At 52.9% G+C, this 17,650-nt stretch carries 17 protein-coding genes; all 17 read left to right on the forward strand.

Going from position 1 to position 17,650, the window contains the following annotated elements; translation table 11 throughout:
• The first annotated feature begins 294 nt into the window (after positions 1-294).
• The 17 genes from KIH86_RS11780 (at position 295) to KIH86_RS11860 (ending at position 17,649) form a co-directional block, all read left to right on the forward strand.
• Positions 295-1,392: a M42 family metallopeptidase gene (locus KIH86_RS11780; RefSeq protein WP_235775389.1), complete on the forward strand. Its 1,098-nt coding sequence runs from the start codon at positions 295-297 to the stop codon at positions 1,390-1,392.
• 41 nt (positions 1,393-1,433) lie between these two features.
• Positions 1,434-2,972, forward strand: coding sequence for an FGGY-family carbohydrate kinase (locus tag KIH86_RS11785; RefSeq protein ID WP_223086153.1), 1,539 nt, complete (start codon positions 1,434-1,436; stop codon positions 2,970-2,972).
• Between the two features lie 165 nt (positions 2,973-3,137).
• On the forward strand, positions 3,138-3,845 hold the full coding sequence (deoD, locus tag KIH86_RS11790; protein ID WP_223086154.1) for a purine-nucleoside phosphorylase: 708 nt from the start codon (positions 3,138-3,140) through the stop codon (positions 3,843-3,845).
• Between the two features lie 22 nt (positions 3,846-3,867).
• A complete protein-coding gene (locus tag KIH86_RS11795; RefSeq protein ID WP_223086155.1) occupies positions 3,868-4,629 on the forward strand; it encodes a DeoR/GlpR family DNA-binding transcription regulator in 762 nt (253 codons plus the stop codon).
• A 303-nt stretch (positions 4,630-4,932) separates the two neighbouring features.
• The gene (locus KIH86_RS11800; protein ID WP_223086156.1) at positions 4,933-5,739 is read left to right on the forward strand and encodes a BtpA/SgcQ family protein; all 807 of its coding nucleotides are present in this window, start codon (positions 4,933-4,935) and stop codon (positions 5,737-5,739) included.
• Between the two features lie 57 nt (positions 5,740-5,796).
• Complete coding sequence (locus KIH86_RS11805) at positions 5,797-6,945, forward strand: BMP family ABC transporter substrate-binding protein (RefSeq protein WP_038697460.1); 1,149 nt, start codon at positions 5,797-5,799, stop codon at positions 6,943-6,945.
• Between the two features lie 109 nt (positions 6,946-7,054).
• Positions 7,055-8,608: an ABC transporter ATP-binding protein gene (locus tag KIH86_RS11810; RefSeq protein WP_223086157.1), complete on the forward strand. Its 1,554-nt coding sequence runs from the start codon at positions 7,055-7,057 to the stop codon at positions 8,606-8,608.
• Between the two features lie 103 nt (positions 8,609-8,711).
• The gene (locus KIH86_RS11815) at positions 8,712-9,647 is read left to right on the forward strand and encodes an ABC transporter permease (protein ID WP_235775382.1); all 936 of its coding nucleotides are present in this window, start codon (positions 8,712-8,714) and stop codon (positions 9,645-9,647) included.
• Positions 9,640-10,560, forward strand: a complete 921-nt coding sequence (locus KIH86_RS11820) for an ABC transporter permease (RefSeq protein ID WP_223086158.1) — start codon at positions 9,640-9,642, stop codon at positions 10,558-10,560. The genes KIH86_RS11815 and KIH86_RS11820 overlap by 8 nt, the downstream gene beginning before the upstream one ends.
• 123 nt (positions 10,561-10,683) lie before the next feature.
• Positions 10,684-11,031, forward strand: coding sequence for a DUF2294 domain-containing protein (locus KIH86_RS11825; RefSeq protein WP_223086159.1), 348 nt, complete (start codon positions 10,684-10,686; stop codon positions 11,029-11,031).
• Between the two features lie 193 nt (positions 11,032-11,224).
• On the forward strand, positions 11,225-11,815 hold the full coding sequence (locus KIH86_RS11830) for a cysteine hydrolase family protein (protein ID WP_223086160.1): 591 nt from the start codon (positions 11,225-11,227) through the stop codon (positions 11,813-11,815).
• 1 nt (position 11,816) lies between these two features.
• Entirely contained in the window at positions 11,817-13,511 is a 1,695-nt protein-coding gene (locus tag KIH86_RS11835; RefSeq protein WP_223086161.1) for an ABC transporter ATP-binding protein, read from the forward strand.
• Positions 13,508-14,299 carry an energy-coupling factor transporter transmembrane component T family protein gene (locus tag KIH86_RS11840; protein WP_223086162.1) on the forward strand — a complete coding sequence of 264 codons (792 nt, stop codon included), beginning with the start codon at positions 13,508-13,510 and terminating at the stop codon, positions 14,297-14,299. The genes KIH86_RS11835 and KIH86_RS11840 overlap by 4 nt, the downstream gene beginning before the upstream one ends.
• 14 nt (positions 14,300-14,313) lie before the next feature.
• Complete coding sequence (locus KIH86_RS11845) at positions 14,314-15,105, forward strand: creatininase family protein (protein WP_223086163.1); 792 nt, start codon at positions 14,314-14,316, stop codon at positions 15,103-15,105.
• Positions 15,106-15,119: 14 nt separating this feature from the next.
• Positions 15,120-15,713: an aminotriazole resistance protein gene (locus tag KIH86_RS11850; protein WP_223086164.1), complete on the forward strand. Its 594-nt coding sequence runs from the start codon at positions 15,120-15,122 to the stop codon at positions 15,711-15,713.
• Between the two features lie 35 nt (positions 15,714-15,748).
• A complete protein-coding gene (locus KIH86_RS11855; protein WP_223086165.1) occupies positions 15,749-16,315 on the forward strand; it encodes a UbiX family flavin prenyltransferase in 567 nt (188 codons plus the stop codon).
• The gene (locus KIH86_RS11860; protein ID WP_223086166.1) at positions 16,312-17,649 is read left to right on the forward strand and encodes a UbiD family decarboxylase; all 1,338 of its coding nucleotides are present in this window, start codon (positions 16,312-16,314) and stop codon (positions 17,647-17,649) included. The genes KIH86_RS11855 and KIH86_RS11860 overlap by 4 nt, the downstream gene beginning before the upstream one ends.
• The last annotated feature ends 1 nt before the right edge of the window (position 17,650 follow it).

Raw genomic sequence — 17,650 nt, forward strand, 5'->3', positions numbered from 1 at the left:
TATAAAAAGGGTAGTACGCCTTCTGAAGTGAGGTCGACATGCGCCCCACCCATCCGCACAGGATATGAAGATGCTCTAGTGTACAAGGAATGTCTCCTGAATCGAATGTCAAAAAATATTACGTCATGGCGGTCTAAGTTGAGTTATTCATACAGCATCAAGAAAATGATGTCATCATTGTTTACAGACAATCATGAAATGTATATAATAATAAGAAAAAGAATATCAAACGATCATAAAAGAACATAAATGATCATATTCGCGGATTTGATTCCAAAGGAGTGATGTTCCTTGATGCAGAAGGAAGAACTAAAGACAACACTGAGGGAATATATGGGAATCATCCGGTTGTCGGGCTATGAATCCCGAATGGCTTACCGGTTCAAGGATGATCTGTCCAAATACACCGATCAGGTGATGATCGACAAGACAGGGAATGTGATCGCCACCATTCCGGGTAGTGATCCGGAAGCGCCCCATCTGATGGTGTTTGCGCATATGGATGTGATCGGTTTCGTCATCAGCCGGATTGAGCCCGACGGATTTCTGCGGATCGAGCGGGTCGGAGGCATTTCCGAGAAGATCGTCCAGGGCATTCCCGTGATGGTCGGCAGCGAAAATGGAGACTACTATCCCGGCCTGATCGGCGCGAAGGCTTATCATATTCAATCCCCTGAGGATAAGGCGAAGGTCGATCCGTTCCCCAGCTTGTTCATCGACATCGGAGCGAAGAGCATGGAACAGGTGCATGAGCTTGGTATTCATGTCGGCTGTCCTGTAACTTTTGCGCCTCATCATGTGGAGCTGCTCGGCGACCGGATTGCCGGCGCCTATATCGACGATGCGGCCGGACTGACGAATCTGCTGCAGATTGCCTCCGCCCTGGCCGAGAAGAAACCGGAATGCACCGTTCATCTGGTGGGGACTGTAATGGAAGAATTTAATGCCAGAGGCGCGATGATGGCGGCCCGCAGCGTCAAGACGGATATGGCCATCTGCCTGCTCGGCCCCGGCGCCGGAGATACCCCGGATCAGCGGGGCGTCAACAATGTGGTGCTTGGCGGCGGGCCGGGCGTCACGCTGTTCAATTTTCATGGAAAAGGCACGCTGAACGGCAATATCGCCCACAAGGGGCTGTTCGAGTTAATCAAGCAATCGGCGCAGGATAGAGGAATAACACTTCAGCGGAGTGCCGCTCGGGGGGCGCTGAGTGATACGGCGTATTTGCAGCTGGAGAATGACGGTATTCCGTGCCTCGATATGGGGATGCCGGACCGTTACAGCCACTCGCCGATGGAGACCTGCGATCTGAACGATCTGGAGCAGGTCGGCATCGTCGTCACGGGGGCCATATACGGGATTAACAGGGATTTTAATCTTCATCGCTATTAGAAGATCAGGCTTCATGTGTGAACAGGATAAGGGGTGAAGGAATGGAACGGGATGTGCTGGTCGGTATTGATGGAGGTACAGGAAGCATTCGGGTAGGATTCTACGATTTGCAGGGGAACTCCCTGGGATTCGCGGCGACCGAATATCGGACAACCCATTTACATACCGGATGGGCGGAGCAGTCGCCGGAGGATTGGTGGAAAGCCCTGAAAGCAAGCTTCGCGAAGGGCATGGCGGAGACAGGCATAACCAAGGACCGGATTATAGGCATCAGTACGGCGACGACCAGCTGCAGCGTGGTCTTGAGCATGCTCGACGGGACTCCGGTGAGGGATTGTCTGATCTGGATGGATGTCCGCGCTTCGCAGGAAGTGAATGAGATTGAAGGAATGACGAGAGCGAAGCTGTCGGCGGAATGGATGCCGGGCAAGCTGCTCTGGCTGAAGCGCCATGAGAGGGAGAACTACGAGAAGGCGGAGGTCTTTTGCGAATATCAGGATTGGCTTACTTATCGCCTGACGGGGATCTGGTCCATCAACATCAACAACTCCTGTAACTGGGGGTACAATGCCCGCGACGGAGCGTTCGCGGAGGATTTTTATAAGACGATCGGCCTGGAGGAGGCGGTGTCCAAGTTCCCGGACGGGCATGTGTATGCAGTCGGAGACGCGATTGGAACGCTGACGAAAGAGGCGGCGGATGAGCTTGGCCTCGGGTATCATACGCTGGTAGCGCAGGGCGGAATCGATTCTTCCATCGCCATTCTGGGGATGGGGGTAAGCGAACCGGGCAAGCTCGCGCTCATTACCGGCTCCTCGAATCTGGCTATGTCGCTGACGGCTGAAGCCCTGTTCAATGAAGGCTTGATCAATACGGGACCGGATCATCTGATTCCGGGCTATTATACCTCCTACAGGGGCCAGGTCTCGTCGGGCTCGATACTCAGCTGGTTCCGGCGGGAATTTTGCCGCGATTTGGAGGATGTCGAAGAGGGCGTATTTGATTATCTGAACCGTCAGGCCGCGGAGCTTGAGCCGGGATCAGAGGGACTCATTGTGCTGGATTACTGGCAGGGCAACCGCCATCCTTATCTCGATTCGAAGGTCAGGGGCATGTTCTACGGACTCTCGCTTAATCATACTCGTGCGCATATGTACCGTGCGCTTATGGAGGGAATTGCCTACGGCACGGAGAATCTTTTGGTACAGTTCAGAGACAGCGGCTTTCCCGTACAGGAGATCAATATTGCAGGCGGCACGTCGCAGTCCGATGTGTTCATGCAAATTCATGCGGATGTCAGCAATGTGACGGTGAACGTGCCGCAGGACCGGCAGGCGCCATGTCTCGGCTGTGCGATCACCGTTGCTGTGGCGGCCGGAATCTATCCGGGGTTGGCGGAGGCGACCAGGGCGATGGTCAAGCTGGAGAAGGTCATCACTCCGAATCCCGAGGCGCACCGCAAGTACAGACGCATTTTTGAACAGTACCGCAAAATTTATCCCGGCTTCAAAGACTGGATGCATGAGACGACGGATATTTATCTTCAGTCTCTGGCGCAATCGGACCGGGAGCCGCAGTAACCTGGAATCGCAGTAACCAGAATTGGATAATACAATTCGCAATAATTCGGAATTATAGCAGCCCGGAATCGCAGGAATCGCATAACCAAACAAACCAATCACAATACAGCCAATCATGATACGGCAATCACAATACAAGATTTACACAACATGGAGGGATTCACTATGTCAACGCCAACACCGCATATTACAGCTTCGCCGGGAGATATCGCCAAGACGGTTCTGATGCCCGGGGACCCGTTGCGGGCCAAATTTATCGCCGAGAACTTTCTGGACAATCCGGTATGCTTCAATGAAGTCCGCAACATGCTGGGCTACACGGGAACATACAAAGGAAAGCGCATCTCGGTAATGGGCCATGGGATGGGAATGCCTTCGATGGGGATTTATTCCTATGAGCTGTTCAATTTCTATGATGTGGACAATATTATCCGGATCGGTTCGTCGGGCGCTATTCAGCCGGATGTGAAGATGCGTGATATCATTATCGGCATGGGGGCGTGTACGGACTCTAATTATGCCAAAAGCTTCAATCTGCCCGGCACGTTCGCCCCGATTGCCAGCTACGAGCTGCTCAGCAAGGCCGTGGAAGCGGCCAAGGAGCTTGGGCTGCCAGTTAGAGTGGGCAACATTATGTCGGGTGACGTCTTCTACTGCGACAATGCCAAGGAGCATGATGAAGGCTGGCTCAAAATGGGTGTGCTTGCATCCGAGATGGAGGCTGCCGCCCTGTATATGAATGCCGCCAGAGCCGGCAAGCACGCGCTGTGCATGGTCACGATCTCGGACAAGCCGGGAGAGAAGCCGACGACGGCCGCAGAGCGGGAGATGACCTTCACGGGCATGATGCAGATTGCCCTTGCTCTGGCCTGACACTTGTGGAGGGGGATGAACCGTGTTCCAAATTGAACGCGTTGAGAAAATTCTCGAATATATCAACCGCAAGAAGAAAGCCAACGTCAAAGAACTGAGCGAGCAGTTCGAGGTGTCCAAAGTCACGATCAGACGAGATCTGGACGAGTTGGCGGAGAAAGGGCTTGTGGTCAAGACCCATGGCGGCGTCATGTCCATCATGAACAAGTTCGCCTACGAGATTCCGATCGCAAGCAAGTTCGAGGCGAATTCCGAAGCGAAGAAGAAGATTGGAGCTCTTGCTGCCAGTCTGATTGAAGAGGGCGACATTGTTGTCTTCGACGCGGGCTCCACCACGCTGGAAATCGCCAAGAGCATGAAGACGCAGGATATCACCGTGCTAACCAATGACATCAAAATCTCGATGGAAGTGGCGATGAAGCCCAACGTGAAGCTGATGGTTTCAGGCGGCGCGCTCAGCGATTCCGTGTATACCCTTGTCGGCGATCAGACCGTCGAATTTTTCAAAAAGGTTCATGTGAACAAGACCTTTTTGGGCTGTGACGCCATCGATCTGGAATTCGGGATTTCCAACCGGACCAGGGAAGAAGTGCCTGCCAAGAAGGCCATGATCGATGCAGCCGAAGAAGTGATTATGGTAACGGATGATAGTAAACATAACACGAAGGTGTTTTGTTATTTGTGTGAAATTTCCAAAATTGATAAATTAATAACAAATCGAATCGATGATCATTTTAGGTTAGAGTTGGAAAAAAATGGCGTAGAGGTACTTATTGCTGAATAATGCTGTTCACTGGATTTCCGTGGAAAAATGTTGAAAAACCTCTTGTTTATCAAGGGTTTCAGCATTTTTTCACGGATTTTTTGTGTGATTTTTCTTCTGTTGGAAATCAATTGAAAAACCACGAAAGATAATAAAAAGAAAATAAAAATAAATAAATTATCACAAAAGCTCTTGACGTCATCGGAAAAGAGTAGATATAATTGCGTTAAATTAATAAAGCAATATGTTATCTAATCTGACACGAAGGGACGGGCTTGGAACAGCAGCCCTCACCCGATACACCACGACGGAGGAGTCAAAACTATGGAATGGATTAAACAGACATTTGGAACGATAAAGCCGATTATTGCCATGTGCCATATTCGCGCTTTGCCGGGAGACCCTTTCTATGAACGCGAAGGCGGCATGGATCGGGTAGTAGAATTAGCCAGACAGGATCTGATGGGACTCCAGAACGGCGGGGTAGACGCCGTGATGTTCTCGAATGAATTCAGCCTGCCTTATCTGACAAAGGTCAGACCTGAGACAACGGCCGCCATGGCCAGGGTCATCGGGGAGCTGAAGAGAGATATCCGAATCCCCTTTGGCGTCAACGTACTGTGGGACCCCATTGCATCGATTGATCTGGCAGTCGCCACCGATGCAAGCTTCATCCGGGAGATCATCACGGGAGTCTACGCCAGCGACTTCGGCTTATGGAATACGAACGTCGGACAGACGATCCGCCACAAGACGGAGCTTGGAGCCCATGATCTTAAAATCCTGTTCAACATCGTACCCGAGGCTTCGGCCTATCTGGGAGACAGAGACATCATAGATATCGCCAAATCGACAGTATTCAACAACAGACCCGACGCCCTGTGCGTGTCCGGTCTGACGGCCGGGGCGGAGACCAGCAGTGAGGTTCTCTCCAGAGTGAAGGATGCGGTTCCGGAGACGGTGGTGTTCTGCAACACAGGCTGTACCGTGGATAATATCGAGCGGCAGCTGAGCATCGCGGACGGAGCCGTGGTAGGCACCACCTTTAAGGTGGACGGAAAGTTCGACAACCTGGTGGACGAGAGCCGGGTACGGATTTTCATGGATAAGGTGAAACGGTTTAGAGGATAGATTGACTGGTCAACGTCCAAGCCATCACAAATTTAAGGCGAAGAAGGGGATTATTTTATGAAGAAAATGCTGGCTCTGGTAAGTGTACTCATGCTTGTTATTCTGACCGCTTGTTCAGGCTCGGGCAACTCCGCCACCGGCAACACAGCAGCTACCAGCAGCAATGCTCCGGCCGCTTCCGAAGCGGCTGCCTCAAAGGATGGGGACAAACTGAAAGTAGTCCTGCTGATTCCCGGCAACTTGGGCGATAAATCATTCCTGGATTCGGCGAACAGAGGTCTTGAATTGGTTCGGGACCAGCTGGGAGCAACAACCAAAGTCATCGAGATGGGCACGGACCAAACGAAATGGGAGCCGATCTACCGGGATGTTGTGGAGCAGGATTGGGACCTCATTATTTCGGGCAACTCCACCGCTTCGGAAATCTTCCACGCCATTGCGGCCGAGCATCCGGAGAAGAAATTCATCGATTTTGACACCGACTTCGAAGATGTGCCGGACAATGTGTATGCTATGTGGTACCGTGTAAATGATGCTTCCTTCCTCGCCGGAGCGGCAGCGGCACTGACAACCACCTCTAATCTTCCCAATGCCAACCCTGAGAAAATCATCGGATTTCTGGGCGGGCTGGATGTACCGGGTATCAACGCCTTCCTCGTCGGCTACATAGAGGGCGCTCAATATGTCGTACCTGATATTAAAGTAATCACTTCGTATGCAGGCGACTTCGGCGACCCGGCCAAGGGCAAGGAGCTGTCGCTCGTGCAATACAATTCCGGCGCTGACGTTATCTTCGGTGCTGCGGGCGGAACGGGTCTTGGCATCTTCGATGCCGCCAAGGAGAAGAAGAAATACGCGATCGGCGTAGACTCCGACCAGGCTGAAATGGTTAAGGGCACCGACCCGGACAAGGCGAACCTGATCCTGACCTCTTCCATGAAGAACATTGACCAATCCATCCTTCGGGCTGTGAAAAAGTATCAGGAAGGCACTCTGGAGTTCGGCAAGCGCGAAACGCTCAGCTTCACGGAAGGTGCGGTAGGCATCGCCAAGAATGATATCTACAACGCTGCGTTCACTCCGGAGATGAAGGCGAAGATCGAAGAGATCGAGAAGAAGCTGATCAACAAAGAAATCGTGGTCAGTGATGCATCCAAAATGGAAACATCCGAAGTTGAGAAGATTCGCAACGCTGTAAAACCATAAGCGCATTGAAATCAAGCAACACAAAGGGGGAGATTCCGTAAGGAATTTCCTCCTTATCCCTATCCGTGATTCAATGAATCCGGGAATAACAGCAGGAAGGAGGCGGCGAATGATGGGGGCGTTGCTGGAGATGCGTGGTGTAATGAAGGTATATCCGAATGGCGTGGTCGCGAACCGGAATGTGAATTTCAGCTTGAATGAGGGCGAAATTCACGCGCTTGCCGGGGAGAATGGAGCCGGCAAATCGACGCTCATGAAAATCTTGTTCGGGATGGAAGAGCCCAGTGAAGGTGAGATGATCCTGAGAGGGAAGACGATCAGGCTAGGCTCTCCGCAGGATGCGATCGACATCGGAATTGGAATGGTCCATCAGCATTTCATGCTGATTCCTTCCTTCACCGTAGCCGAGAACATGGTTCTTGGCATGGAGCCGAGAAAAGGCGTGTCCTTCAATTATAATGAAGCCGTCAGAATCACCAAAGAATACTCGGCCAAATATAATCTCGCGGTTGAACCCGAGCAGAAGGTCAGGGATTTGTCCGTAGGCATGAAGCAGAAGGTGGAAATCCTGAAGGCACTGGTCCGCGGCGCGAAGATTCTGATTCTCGACGAGCCGACGGCTGTGTTGACGCCGCAGGAGACGATGGAGCTCTTCCAGGAGCTGAAGCAGCTTAAGGAGGCTGGACATACCATCGTCTTTATCTCCCACAAGCTCAAGGAAGTCAAGGCTATCTGCGACCGGATTACGATTATGCGCGGCGGCCGGACAGAAGGCGTCTTCGGTGTCCAGGATATTACCGAGCAGGAAATCTCCCGCCTTATGGTCGGAAGAGATGTCGTACTGAAATATGAGAAAGAGCGGCATGAATATGGAGAGCCGGTATTGGCTGTCAAAGACTTGTCGCTCAAGGGAGAGCACGGCAACGATCTGTTGAAATCCGTTCAGCTCTCGATCCGCCAAGGTGAAATCCTGGGCATTGCCGGAGTCGAAGGCAACGGCCAATCCGAGCTGGTCCAGGCCATTACCGGCCAGTTGAAGTCTCCGCCGGGCGCCGTCCATGTGGGCGGGGCGGATATCGGACAGTTTGATATCGGAGCGATCCGGAACCTCGGTGTCTCCTACATTCCGGAGGATCGGATGAGACAGGGGACGGCTAAAGATGCCAGCATTGTGGACAATCTGGTCTCCACCATCTTCAAGAAGAGGGATTGGAGCAGCGGGATGTTCATGAAGCGGAAGAAGATGTTTCGTCTTGCCGAGAGTCTGATCGACTCGTTCCGCATCAAGACATCGGGTCCGGCCCAGGAGATCGGCATGCTGTCCGGCGGCAATATGCAGAAGGTGGTCGTGGCCCGGGAGAGCTCGACGGAGCCGCAGCTGCTGATTGCCGAACAGCCGACACGGGGCGTGGATGTCGGCGCCGCACAGCTGATCCATCAGAAGTTGATCGACCTGCGGTCGGAGAAATGCGCGATTCTGCTAATTTCGGCTGATTTGAACGAGATTCTGGAGCTGAGCGACAGCCTGGCGGTCATGTACGGAGGAGAAATTGTCGGCTATTTCGATCGTCCCTCTGAGCTTACGGAAGAAGAACTCGGACTGTTCATGCTGGGCATCAAGAGACAGGATGAGGAAGAGATAAGGGGGGCTCAACATTTTTAAGCTGAAATATTTCGAATGGTTCCGCACACTGGCGGTTGTCGTTATCGCTCTCCTCCTTTCTCTTCTGATCATTTCCTTTGTCAGTGATCAGCCATGGCATACGATGTTCATCTTCCTGTATGAGCCGATTTCTTCGCTGTCCCACGCGGGGAACGTGGTGGAAATGGCGATTCCACTCATGTTCGCGGGCGTGTCACTGGCTTTGCTGTTCAAGATGAACATGTTCAATCTAGGGGCTGAAGGGATCTTCTATTTCTCCGGCCTGGTGGCGGCATCCATTGCCATTCGTTCGGGCCTCGGATTCCTGCATCCCGCTGTCGCCATTATCGCGGGAGGGCTTGTAGGTGCGCTGATCATGGCGATCCCCGGCATCCTCAAAGCGAAATGGAACGCCAATGAATTGGTGACCTCGCTGATGTTCAACAGCATTCTGCTGGGAGTCGGGCTGTATCTGCTTAATTACAAGCTCAGGGATGCGGCGGCGTTCCAGACAGCCTCATTCAAGTTCAATCCCGATGCGGTTCTAAGCCGCATTATTCCCGGAACCCGCATTCATTCGGGCTTGATCATCGTACTGCTATGTATTGTCGGCGCTCATCTGTTCATGTACAAGACCAAATGGGGGTATGAGCTGCGGATGACCGGCTCCAACCGGGAGTTCGCAGAATACTCGGGAATCAAGACCGGAAGAGTTATCGTATATGTCCATTTGCTTGCCGGGTTTATTGCCGGAGTTGGCGGGTCGGTGGAAGTGCTGGGCATGCACACCCGGTTCGACTGGACATCCCTGCCGGGTTACGGAATGGACGGCGCGCTTGTAGCGATGCTGGCCAAGAACAATCCGCTCGCAGTTATCGGTTCGGCCCTGTTCCTTGCCTACATCCGGGTAGGGGCGGATATGATGTCGAGATTGTCCGACGTTCCTGCCGAGATGATTTCCATAATCCAGGGCGTGATTCTGCTCCTGGTGTCCGCAGAGCAGTTCCTGAAATTCTGGAAGAACAGAATGCTGCTGAAGGAGGCGCAGAAGAATGGGTAACTTTTTCGCCGCCATCTTCACAACCGAGTTCGCCTTCTCCATTCTGCGGGTTACGACCCCGATCCTGTTCGCGGCGCTGGGCGCGCTCATCTCCAATAGAGCCGGCATTGTCAACATCGGTCTGGAAGGCATTATGTTAACCTCAGCACTCATGGGCGTGCTGTTCAGCGCCTACACAGGAAGCGCCTGGCTGGGGCTGCTAGGAGCCGCCGCCGGAGGCGTGCTGATCGCGGGCATGTTAGCTTTTTTTACATTGAAATTCAAAACGCATATTATTCTGGGCGGTATCGCGATCAACGCATTCGCCTCCGGAGGGACGATCTTCGTCCTGTACCTGCTCACCGGCGACAAGGGGACCTCTTCGTCCGTGGCGAGCAAGGTGCTGCCCAACATTGACATCCCGCTGATCAAGGATATTCCGGTTATCGGCCCGATTATTTCGGGACATCATGTGCTGACCTATCTGTCGCTGATTGCCGTCGCTGCAGTGTATTATCTGCTTAAGCGGACGCCGCTTGGACTACAGATCCGGGCGGTTGGCGAGAATCCTCAGGCGGCGCAGTCCGTTGGAGTCAAGGTTGTCCGCACCCAGTACATAGCCCTTCTGCTAAGCGGTTTGTTCGCAAGTCTTGGCGGAGCGTATATGTCGATGGGCTATCTCTCGCTCTTCACCCGGGATATGACGGCAGGAAGAGGCTGGATTGCGCTTGCTGCGGAATCAATGGGCAGAAGCACGACCATCGGAACGGCACTGACCTCGTTTCTGTTCGGGTTTGCCGAAGCGATGTCGAATGTGCTGCAGCTGTTCAAAATACCGGCCGAGCTCGTATCGACGGTGCCTTATGTGGTAACAATCATCGGCCTGATGATCTATTCCATCAATGAATCCAGAAAGAAGGGCAAGAAAAAATAAAAACTCATGTCAGGAAAATTTGCATGAAGGTATTTACTTAAAACTGAATATGCGTATAATGGAACTAATCGCGGGACAACTAGAACAGACACTTAATAGCAGGAGATTAGGCGGTGCATATCCATGGCTATTCCAAAATGGCAAGATAACAGCGAGCAAAAGAAGCTGCTCTCCCGGATTTACAATGAAGTTAACAAGGAAATCTACGGATACGGCGTCAATCAGCTCAAGATCACCATTGAAGATAATGTGATTCACTTTCTGGTCAAGCATCAGAGGGTGGTTGCTCTCAAAGCCTTGGAAATGCGTCACGCCTCCACCAAGATGGCCGTCGATCACGCCCTTCATTCCGAATTCAAATTACGCTTTCGGGAGAGGGTAGAGGCCGAAGCGGCTCTTAAGGTAGTCTCTATTCTTCGCGATTACGATCCATTAACGGAATGGGCATCCACTTTAGTCATTGTGGAGTAGTACGGCGGACAAATGAATCCTTGCAGGGGATCTCCCGGGGTTTATCTCGGGTAGATAGCCTGATATGATGAGGAAACGGTAACTTTCGATTCGTTTACGATGAGAAGCGACCGTTGCCGGAAGGAATACCTTCCGGCAACGGCCGCTTCTCTTTTTTTTACAAATTTATACAGAGTAAAAGGAGTGGATGAAAGTGCTGAGCATCAAGAACGCTGCCATCATTGTTATCGACATGCAATACGATTTCGTCGGAGAGGAAGCTGTCATTCCATGTAAAGCGGATGCTGGTCTGATCGAATCCAATCAGAAGCTGCTGGCCTACGCCAGAGAGTCGGGAGTTCCTGTCATCTATACCCAGGAAATTCACCGGAAGTCACATGTTGACTTTGGACGGGAGCTGGACCGCAGCGAGCCGATCCACTGCGTGGAAGGAACGCATGGCGTGGAAATTATTGAGGAGCTGAAGCCGGAAGAGAGCGATTATGTCATTCAAAAACGCAGATACAGCGCCTTCTTCCAGACCGATCTTCAGGTTCTGCTGCAGGGGCTGGGCGTAAAGACGATTATTCTGACAGGAGCGGCAACGGATGTATGCGTGCGGGCAACGGCGACGGACGCGCAGCAGCATGACTATTATGTGGTCGTTCCGAGAGAATGTGTGGCCGGCACCAGCGCCAAGCAGCATGAAGCCGCCCTGGAGCATATTGACTATGTGCTTGGGCAAATCGTCAGTGTGGAAGATCTGAAATTTGAGTCCCGGCCTCAAACTGGAGGAAGAGAATAAGATGCCGGTTTCGATACGAGATCTTTCCTACCGGCATATGCATGGAGAGCATCGGGCGCTGGATGAAGTAAGTATGGAGATTGGGGCCGGCGAGACAGTGGCGTTGGTCGGGAAGAGCGGAAGCGGAAAATCCACACTGGGCTACATTCTCAGCGGCATTATTCCTCAAATGATCAAGGGGAGCGAGCTTGGCGGCGAAGTCAGTTTTGGGGACACCGGAGACTATAAGGTGGGTTTCGTATCGCAAATTCCGGAGAACCAGTTATTCGGTTATCGGGTTGAAGATGCCATCGTATTCGGACTTGAGAATATGGGGCTTGAGCAGGAAGAGATCGAACGGCGTCTGACACGGGTGCTGAAGCTGTTTGGAATCGAGGTATTCCGGAACCGGCCGGTCAGCGCCTTGTCAGGAGGACAGAAGCAGACCGTGTGCATCGCATCGGTACTTGCAATGGAGCCGCAGCTGCTCATCCTGGACGAACCGGTCAGCTCGCTGGACCCGCTGGGGAAATCGCTGATCCAGAAGGTGCTCATTCAGCTCAAGCAAGAGGGTCAGACCGTGCTGCTGATTGACCAGAATCTCGATTGGCCGGCTGAAGCGGTTGACAGAGTGGTCGGACTTGAGAACGGAAGAGTGGTCTTTGACGGCGACAAGACACATTTTTTTCTCGATGAGGAGCTGTATATTCGTCTCGGAGTTACGGTGCCGCAAATGCTGGAGCTGTATCATGCCTGCGGAAAGAATGAAGGTTCGGCTCTGTTCACAACCGTTGAGGCGGCCTCCGATTTCTTCCGAGAGCATTGCCCCGGAACGGGCGCTGGCATAAGAGAACTATACAGACCGCTTCACGAGGAGCGGGAACAGCAATCTCCTTCCATTGAAATACATGAACTCGTCAAAGAGTTCGATGGCTTCCGCGCTCTTGACGGGGTCAGCGTCTCATTCTTTCCGGGGACGGTCACAGCGGTGCTGGGCCAGAATGGTTCGGGAAAAACGACAGTGGCCAGACATTTGATCGGTCTGTATCAGCCAACCTCGGGTTCTATCCATTATAAAGGGCGTCCGATCGCGGACCGAAGCACGGCGGACCTGGCGCGAGACATTGCTTATGTGTTCCAGCACCCTGACCAGATGATCTTCGAGGACTCCGTATGGAAGGAGGTTACGTTCTCCAGCCGGATTATGAAGCGTAAGGCTGATGAAAGCCGGGTTGAAGAGCTGCTTAGGGAACATGATCTGCTTGAGTACAAGGATGCATTTCCCATGAATCTGTCGATGGGCCATAAGCATATGCTGACCATCCTGTCCGTGCTTCTCACCGATCCCGATGTCATTATTCTGGATGAACCGACATTGGGGATGGACCGGATGATGAAGAGCATGCTTCAGGATTTGATGGCCAAGCTCAAGGGAATGGGCAAGACCCTGATCCTGATCAGCCATGAGATGTCCTTCGTGGCGGAAACGGCTGATGAGGCGATTCTGATGAAGAGCGGCAGCATCCTGCTGAAGGGAACGCTGCCCGATATTTTTGGCAGAGGCAGTCTGCTTCACGAAGTCTGTATTGAGCCGCCCCAGGTGAAGCGGTTGGCCGACTGCTTCGGGCAGGAGAATATATTGACGGTTCCGCAATTTGTGGCTGCCTGCTGTCCAGAAGTGCCGATCCGTCAAGCCGTTGGGGGGGGCGAAGGATGAAATTCTCGGGTTATGTCCACAAGCCATCTTTGCTTCACAGGGTTGATCCAAGGGTCAAAATGATCTGGTTCGTCGTGATGACGCTGATGGTCGTGTTCTATAAAAACCTGGTGGTGCTGGCCCTGTTCACTGCAGGCTGTGTACTGCTCTGGCTGATGTCCGGACTGATACGTGAGATGAGCGGCCTGCTTCGGCGTCTGCTGCCCATGCTGATTCTGGCCTTTTTAACCTGGCTGATCATCGGTTCTTTTGAGAATAATGGCGGGCATGTATTATGGAGCATTGGCAGCTTCGCGATTGAGGACAAGGATTTGCTGAAATCGGTAGTTGCAGCGGATCGTATCTTTCTGATGGTATCGGTATTCTATACGCTGATCATGACAACCAACTTCAGTGAAATCATCTATGGTCTTCAGAAGCTGGGGCTGCCGTTTAAAGCGGCCTTTATGTGCGGTCTGGTATTCCAGATAATCCCGATGATGATCTCCGAGTTTCAGACGATCGCCGATGCCCAGCGCGCCAGAGGACTTGAGCTAGACAAAGGCGGGCTGATTGCGCGGCTGAGAAGCTACTCGGCAATTCTGTTCCCCCTGTTTATCCGGGCTATTCAATCGGGTCAGAGCATTTCGCTGTCCATGCATATTTATAATCTGAATTTCAAGCAAAAACGCAGTTCGTACCGGACATTTCGAATAACAGCCAGGGACCTGCAGTTTTTTGGATGCTTCACCTTGCTGTGGGCGGCCGCTGTTTGTCTGGGAGTTCTATTTCCGATGCTAAAAGCGTAAAGGAGCGGGTGTTCATGATTCAACAATGGAGTATGTGCACAACCGAAGAGATTGGAGGGATGGACAAGGATCATTCTCTGGTAATCATTCCGATCGGGGCAACCGAGCAGCATGGAAGCCATCTGCCGGTCGGAACGGATTCAATCATCCTGGAGAACCTGCTAAAGGTGTTCATGAAGGAGTGCGAGTTCCCGGATCATCAGGTGCTGATCACTCCCCTGCTGCCGGTGGGCAAGAGCATGGAGCATATGGAATTCCCGGGAACCCTCAGCTTCAGCACCCGAACATTCTATTCCATGCTTGATGATCTGTGCGAATCAATCCGCCGCCACGGGTTCACCAAAGTGCTGCTTATGAACAGTCATGGGGGCAATACGGATCTGCTGAATGTGCTAAGCCGGGATATGCGGATCAAGCATGATATGGAGCTGTTCGTATTTGACTGGTGGTTCACCTCCTTCTGGAACGACATTTTGGAGCAGGTCCAGCAGTCCGGCAATTACGGGGTATTCCATGCCTGCGAGCTGGAAACATCGCTAATGCTTGTATTCTGCCCGGAGCGGGTGGATATGAGCAAAGCCGTGGATGAATATCCCGACCGGCAGCTGACGGATAATCCGTATGTCACCCTCAAAGGCCCGATTACACCGGGCTGGAAGACCAAGGACGTATCCCGAAAGGGCGTCATCGGGGCGCCTACTCTGGCGACGGTCGAGAAAGGTCATGTATTTATCCGCTACGCTGTACAGAAGCTGCAAGAAATGCTGACACAGGTCATTCAGACGAATTACAAATTCAACCTTTAAAGGAGTGGTTCCACATGACAGGTCAGCTTAATACAAAAAACGATGCACGAACAAGCTCGAACATGATGATGAGCGTTGTATATTGGGTGATTTTCGGTGTGCTCACCGGTGTGCTCTGGGCTTATGTCAATCCGATTGCTATTGTTCCCGGCGTGATTCATCTGCGCATCTTCGCTTTTTTGCCTGCTGTGGTTGGCATCATCTTCGGACCAAGAACAGGATTCTTCTGCGGATATATCGGAACCGTTGTATGGGCGCTGCTCGCCGGGACATTCCTGCCGGCTCATTCGATGCTGGCTGACGGTATTATGGTCGGATTCACCGGCTGGCTGCCTGCAATGATGGTTGGCCGGGGCAAGACTCTTAAACAGCTGGGCCATGAGAAGTCGCTGATGATTAAATCGGCGGTCTGGTCGCTGATTGCCGGATTAATCATGATTGTGGTGACATGCGCCAGCATGAGCTTGCTTGGCATATTTGATTTCTGGTGGGCCATGTTGTGGATCGGGATCAGCGATGTGCCTCCGCTTGTGATCGGCACTCCGATTTTGCTCGTGTTCCTGGCACGCAGACTGGAGAAAGTGCAGACCATGATTCCCTGGAGCTAACAACGTGTTCCGGAGCAGTTAAAGGAGACATCTAGATGAAAATTGTGGTAGGCATTACAGGAGCGAGCGGCTCCATCTACGCATATACGCTGATTCGGGCGCTGCATCAATTGAATATCGAGACGTATGTTATTGCGACCGAAATGGCTAAAAAGGTCATGAAGTTCGAGTGCGGCATTACGATGAACGAGATCAAGGCTTACGCGGAGGTGCTGGACAACGGCAATCTTTTCGCATCCGTAGCGAGCGGTTCGTTCAAGACGGACGGGATGGTCATCCTGCCCTGTTCGATGAATTCACTTGGCGCGATTGCGAACGGCGTGGGGGACACCCTGCTCAGCCGGACGGCGAGCGTCATGCTCAAGGAGAAGAGACGGCTGATCGTCGTTCCGCGTGAGACTCCGCTTCATTTGATCCATCTGGAGAATATGACCCGGCTGGCCCGCGCAGGAGCGGACATCCTGCCCGCCTCGCCCGGATTTTATCATCATCCGACCGAAATTTGGGAGCTGGTCAACTTTGTGATCGCCCGGATTCTGGACGCCTTGAATATCGACCACCGGCTGATGGCCAGATGGGGAGAGAAAGCGGTGGACGAATGAATAACATCCGGGAGCTTGTTCAGCATTTGGAACGCAGCGGCCGCATCACCCATATCCGCAAGGAAGTCGATCCCGTCTTTGAGGTTGGGGCGGTCATCAAGACCGGGAAAGGGAAGCAGCCGTTCTACTTCGAGAAGATCAAGGGCTATAACATGCCGATGGTCTCGGGGCTTGGCGGGGACCGCGATCTGCTGGCAGAGACGATGGGGATTACGAAGGACCGGCTATTGGAGAAGTTGATCGACTCCATCGTTCATCCGATCAAGACGCGGAAGGTCGCTTCGGGTCCCGTTCATGAAAATGTAGTGCTGCGGCCCAAAAGGGTGACCGATTATTTTCCGGTCTGTACGTATCACAAGGACGATTCGGGAGCGTATCTTGTCTCCGGCATTCTCGTCGTTAAGGACCGGAGCGGCCGCAGACGATATACCTCGATCCGCCGGATGCAGATGCTGGAAGGCAATCGCTCCAGCGTGCTGATCTCTTCGCCGGAGCTGCACCGGCAGTTCCTGGAATCCGAGCAGCGGGGAGAGCCGATGGAGGTTGCGGTCATGTTCGGCGTCGTGCCTGCGGTCGTGCTTGCGTCGCAGATCAGCACGCATCTGTACCATTGCGACAAGCTTGATGTAGCGGGGGCGCTGCTCGGTACGCCGCTGGATGTCGTGCAATGCCGGACGGTGGATCTGGAGGTGCTTGCCGAGGCGGAAGTTGTGCTGGAGGGCAAGATTTTGCCCCATGTCCGGGAGCCGGAGGGGCCGTTCGGTGAACTCGGAGGCTATTACGGAGATTGCACGCCGCAGCCCGTTATCGAATTCACGGCGATTACGCATCGGAACGAGCCGATCTGGCAGACGATTTATCCGTCCAGCCATGAAGAGCATCTGCCGATGGCGCTTGCCCGGGAAGCGACGCTGCTCAGCACTGTGCGGCAGGTTGTGCCGGAGGTGCTGAATGTGCATTTAACGGTAGGCGGGATCGGCCGCTATCATGCGGTGATTTCGATCCGCAAGCGCAGTGAAGGGGACGCGAAGCAGGCATTGCTGGCCGCCTTCGCGAGCGACAAGGATCTGAAGCATGTCGTGGTAGTCGACGAAGATGTGAATCTGTTCGATCCGCAGGATGTGGAATGGGCGATTGCGACGCGCGTACAGGCCGATCTTGATGTGTTCATCGTTCCCGGAGCCAAAGGCTCGCCGCTGGAGCCGTCCCATCAGCTTCGGGGAGTGTCGGCCAAGATGGGAATCGATGCGACATATCCGATCGCGGCCAAGGAGTCCTATCGGCGTACGAGCATTCCGGTCGCTCCCGATTTCAATATCCAGGATTATTTATGAT

Origin of the sequence: Paenibacillus sinensis (assembly GCF_019904155.1) — a bacterium.
Taxonomy (GTDB): Bacteria; Bacillota; Bacilli; order Paenibacillales; family Paenibacillaceae; genus Paenibacillus_AQ; species Paenibacillus_AQ sinensis.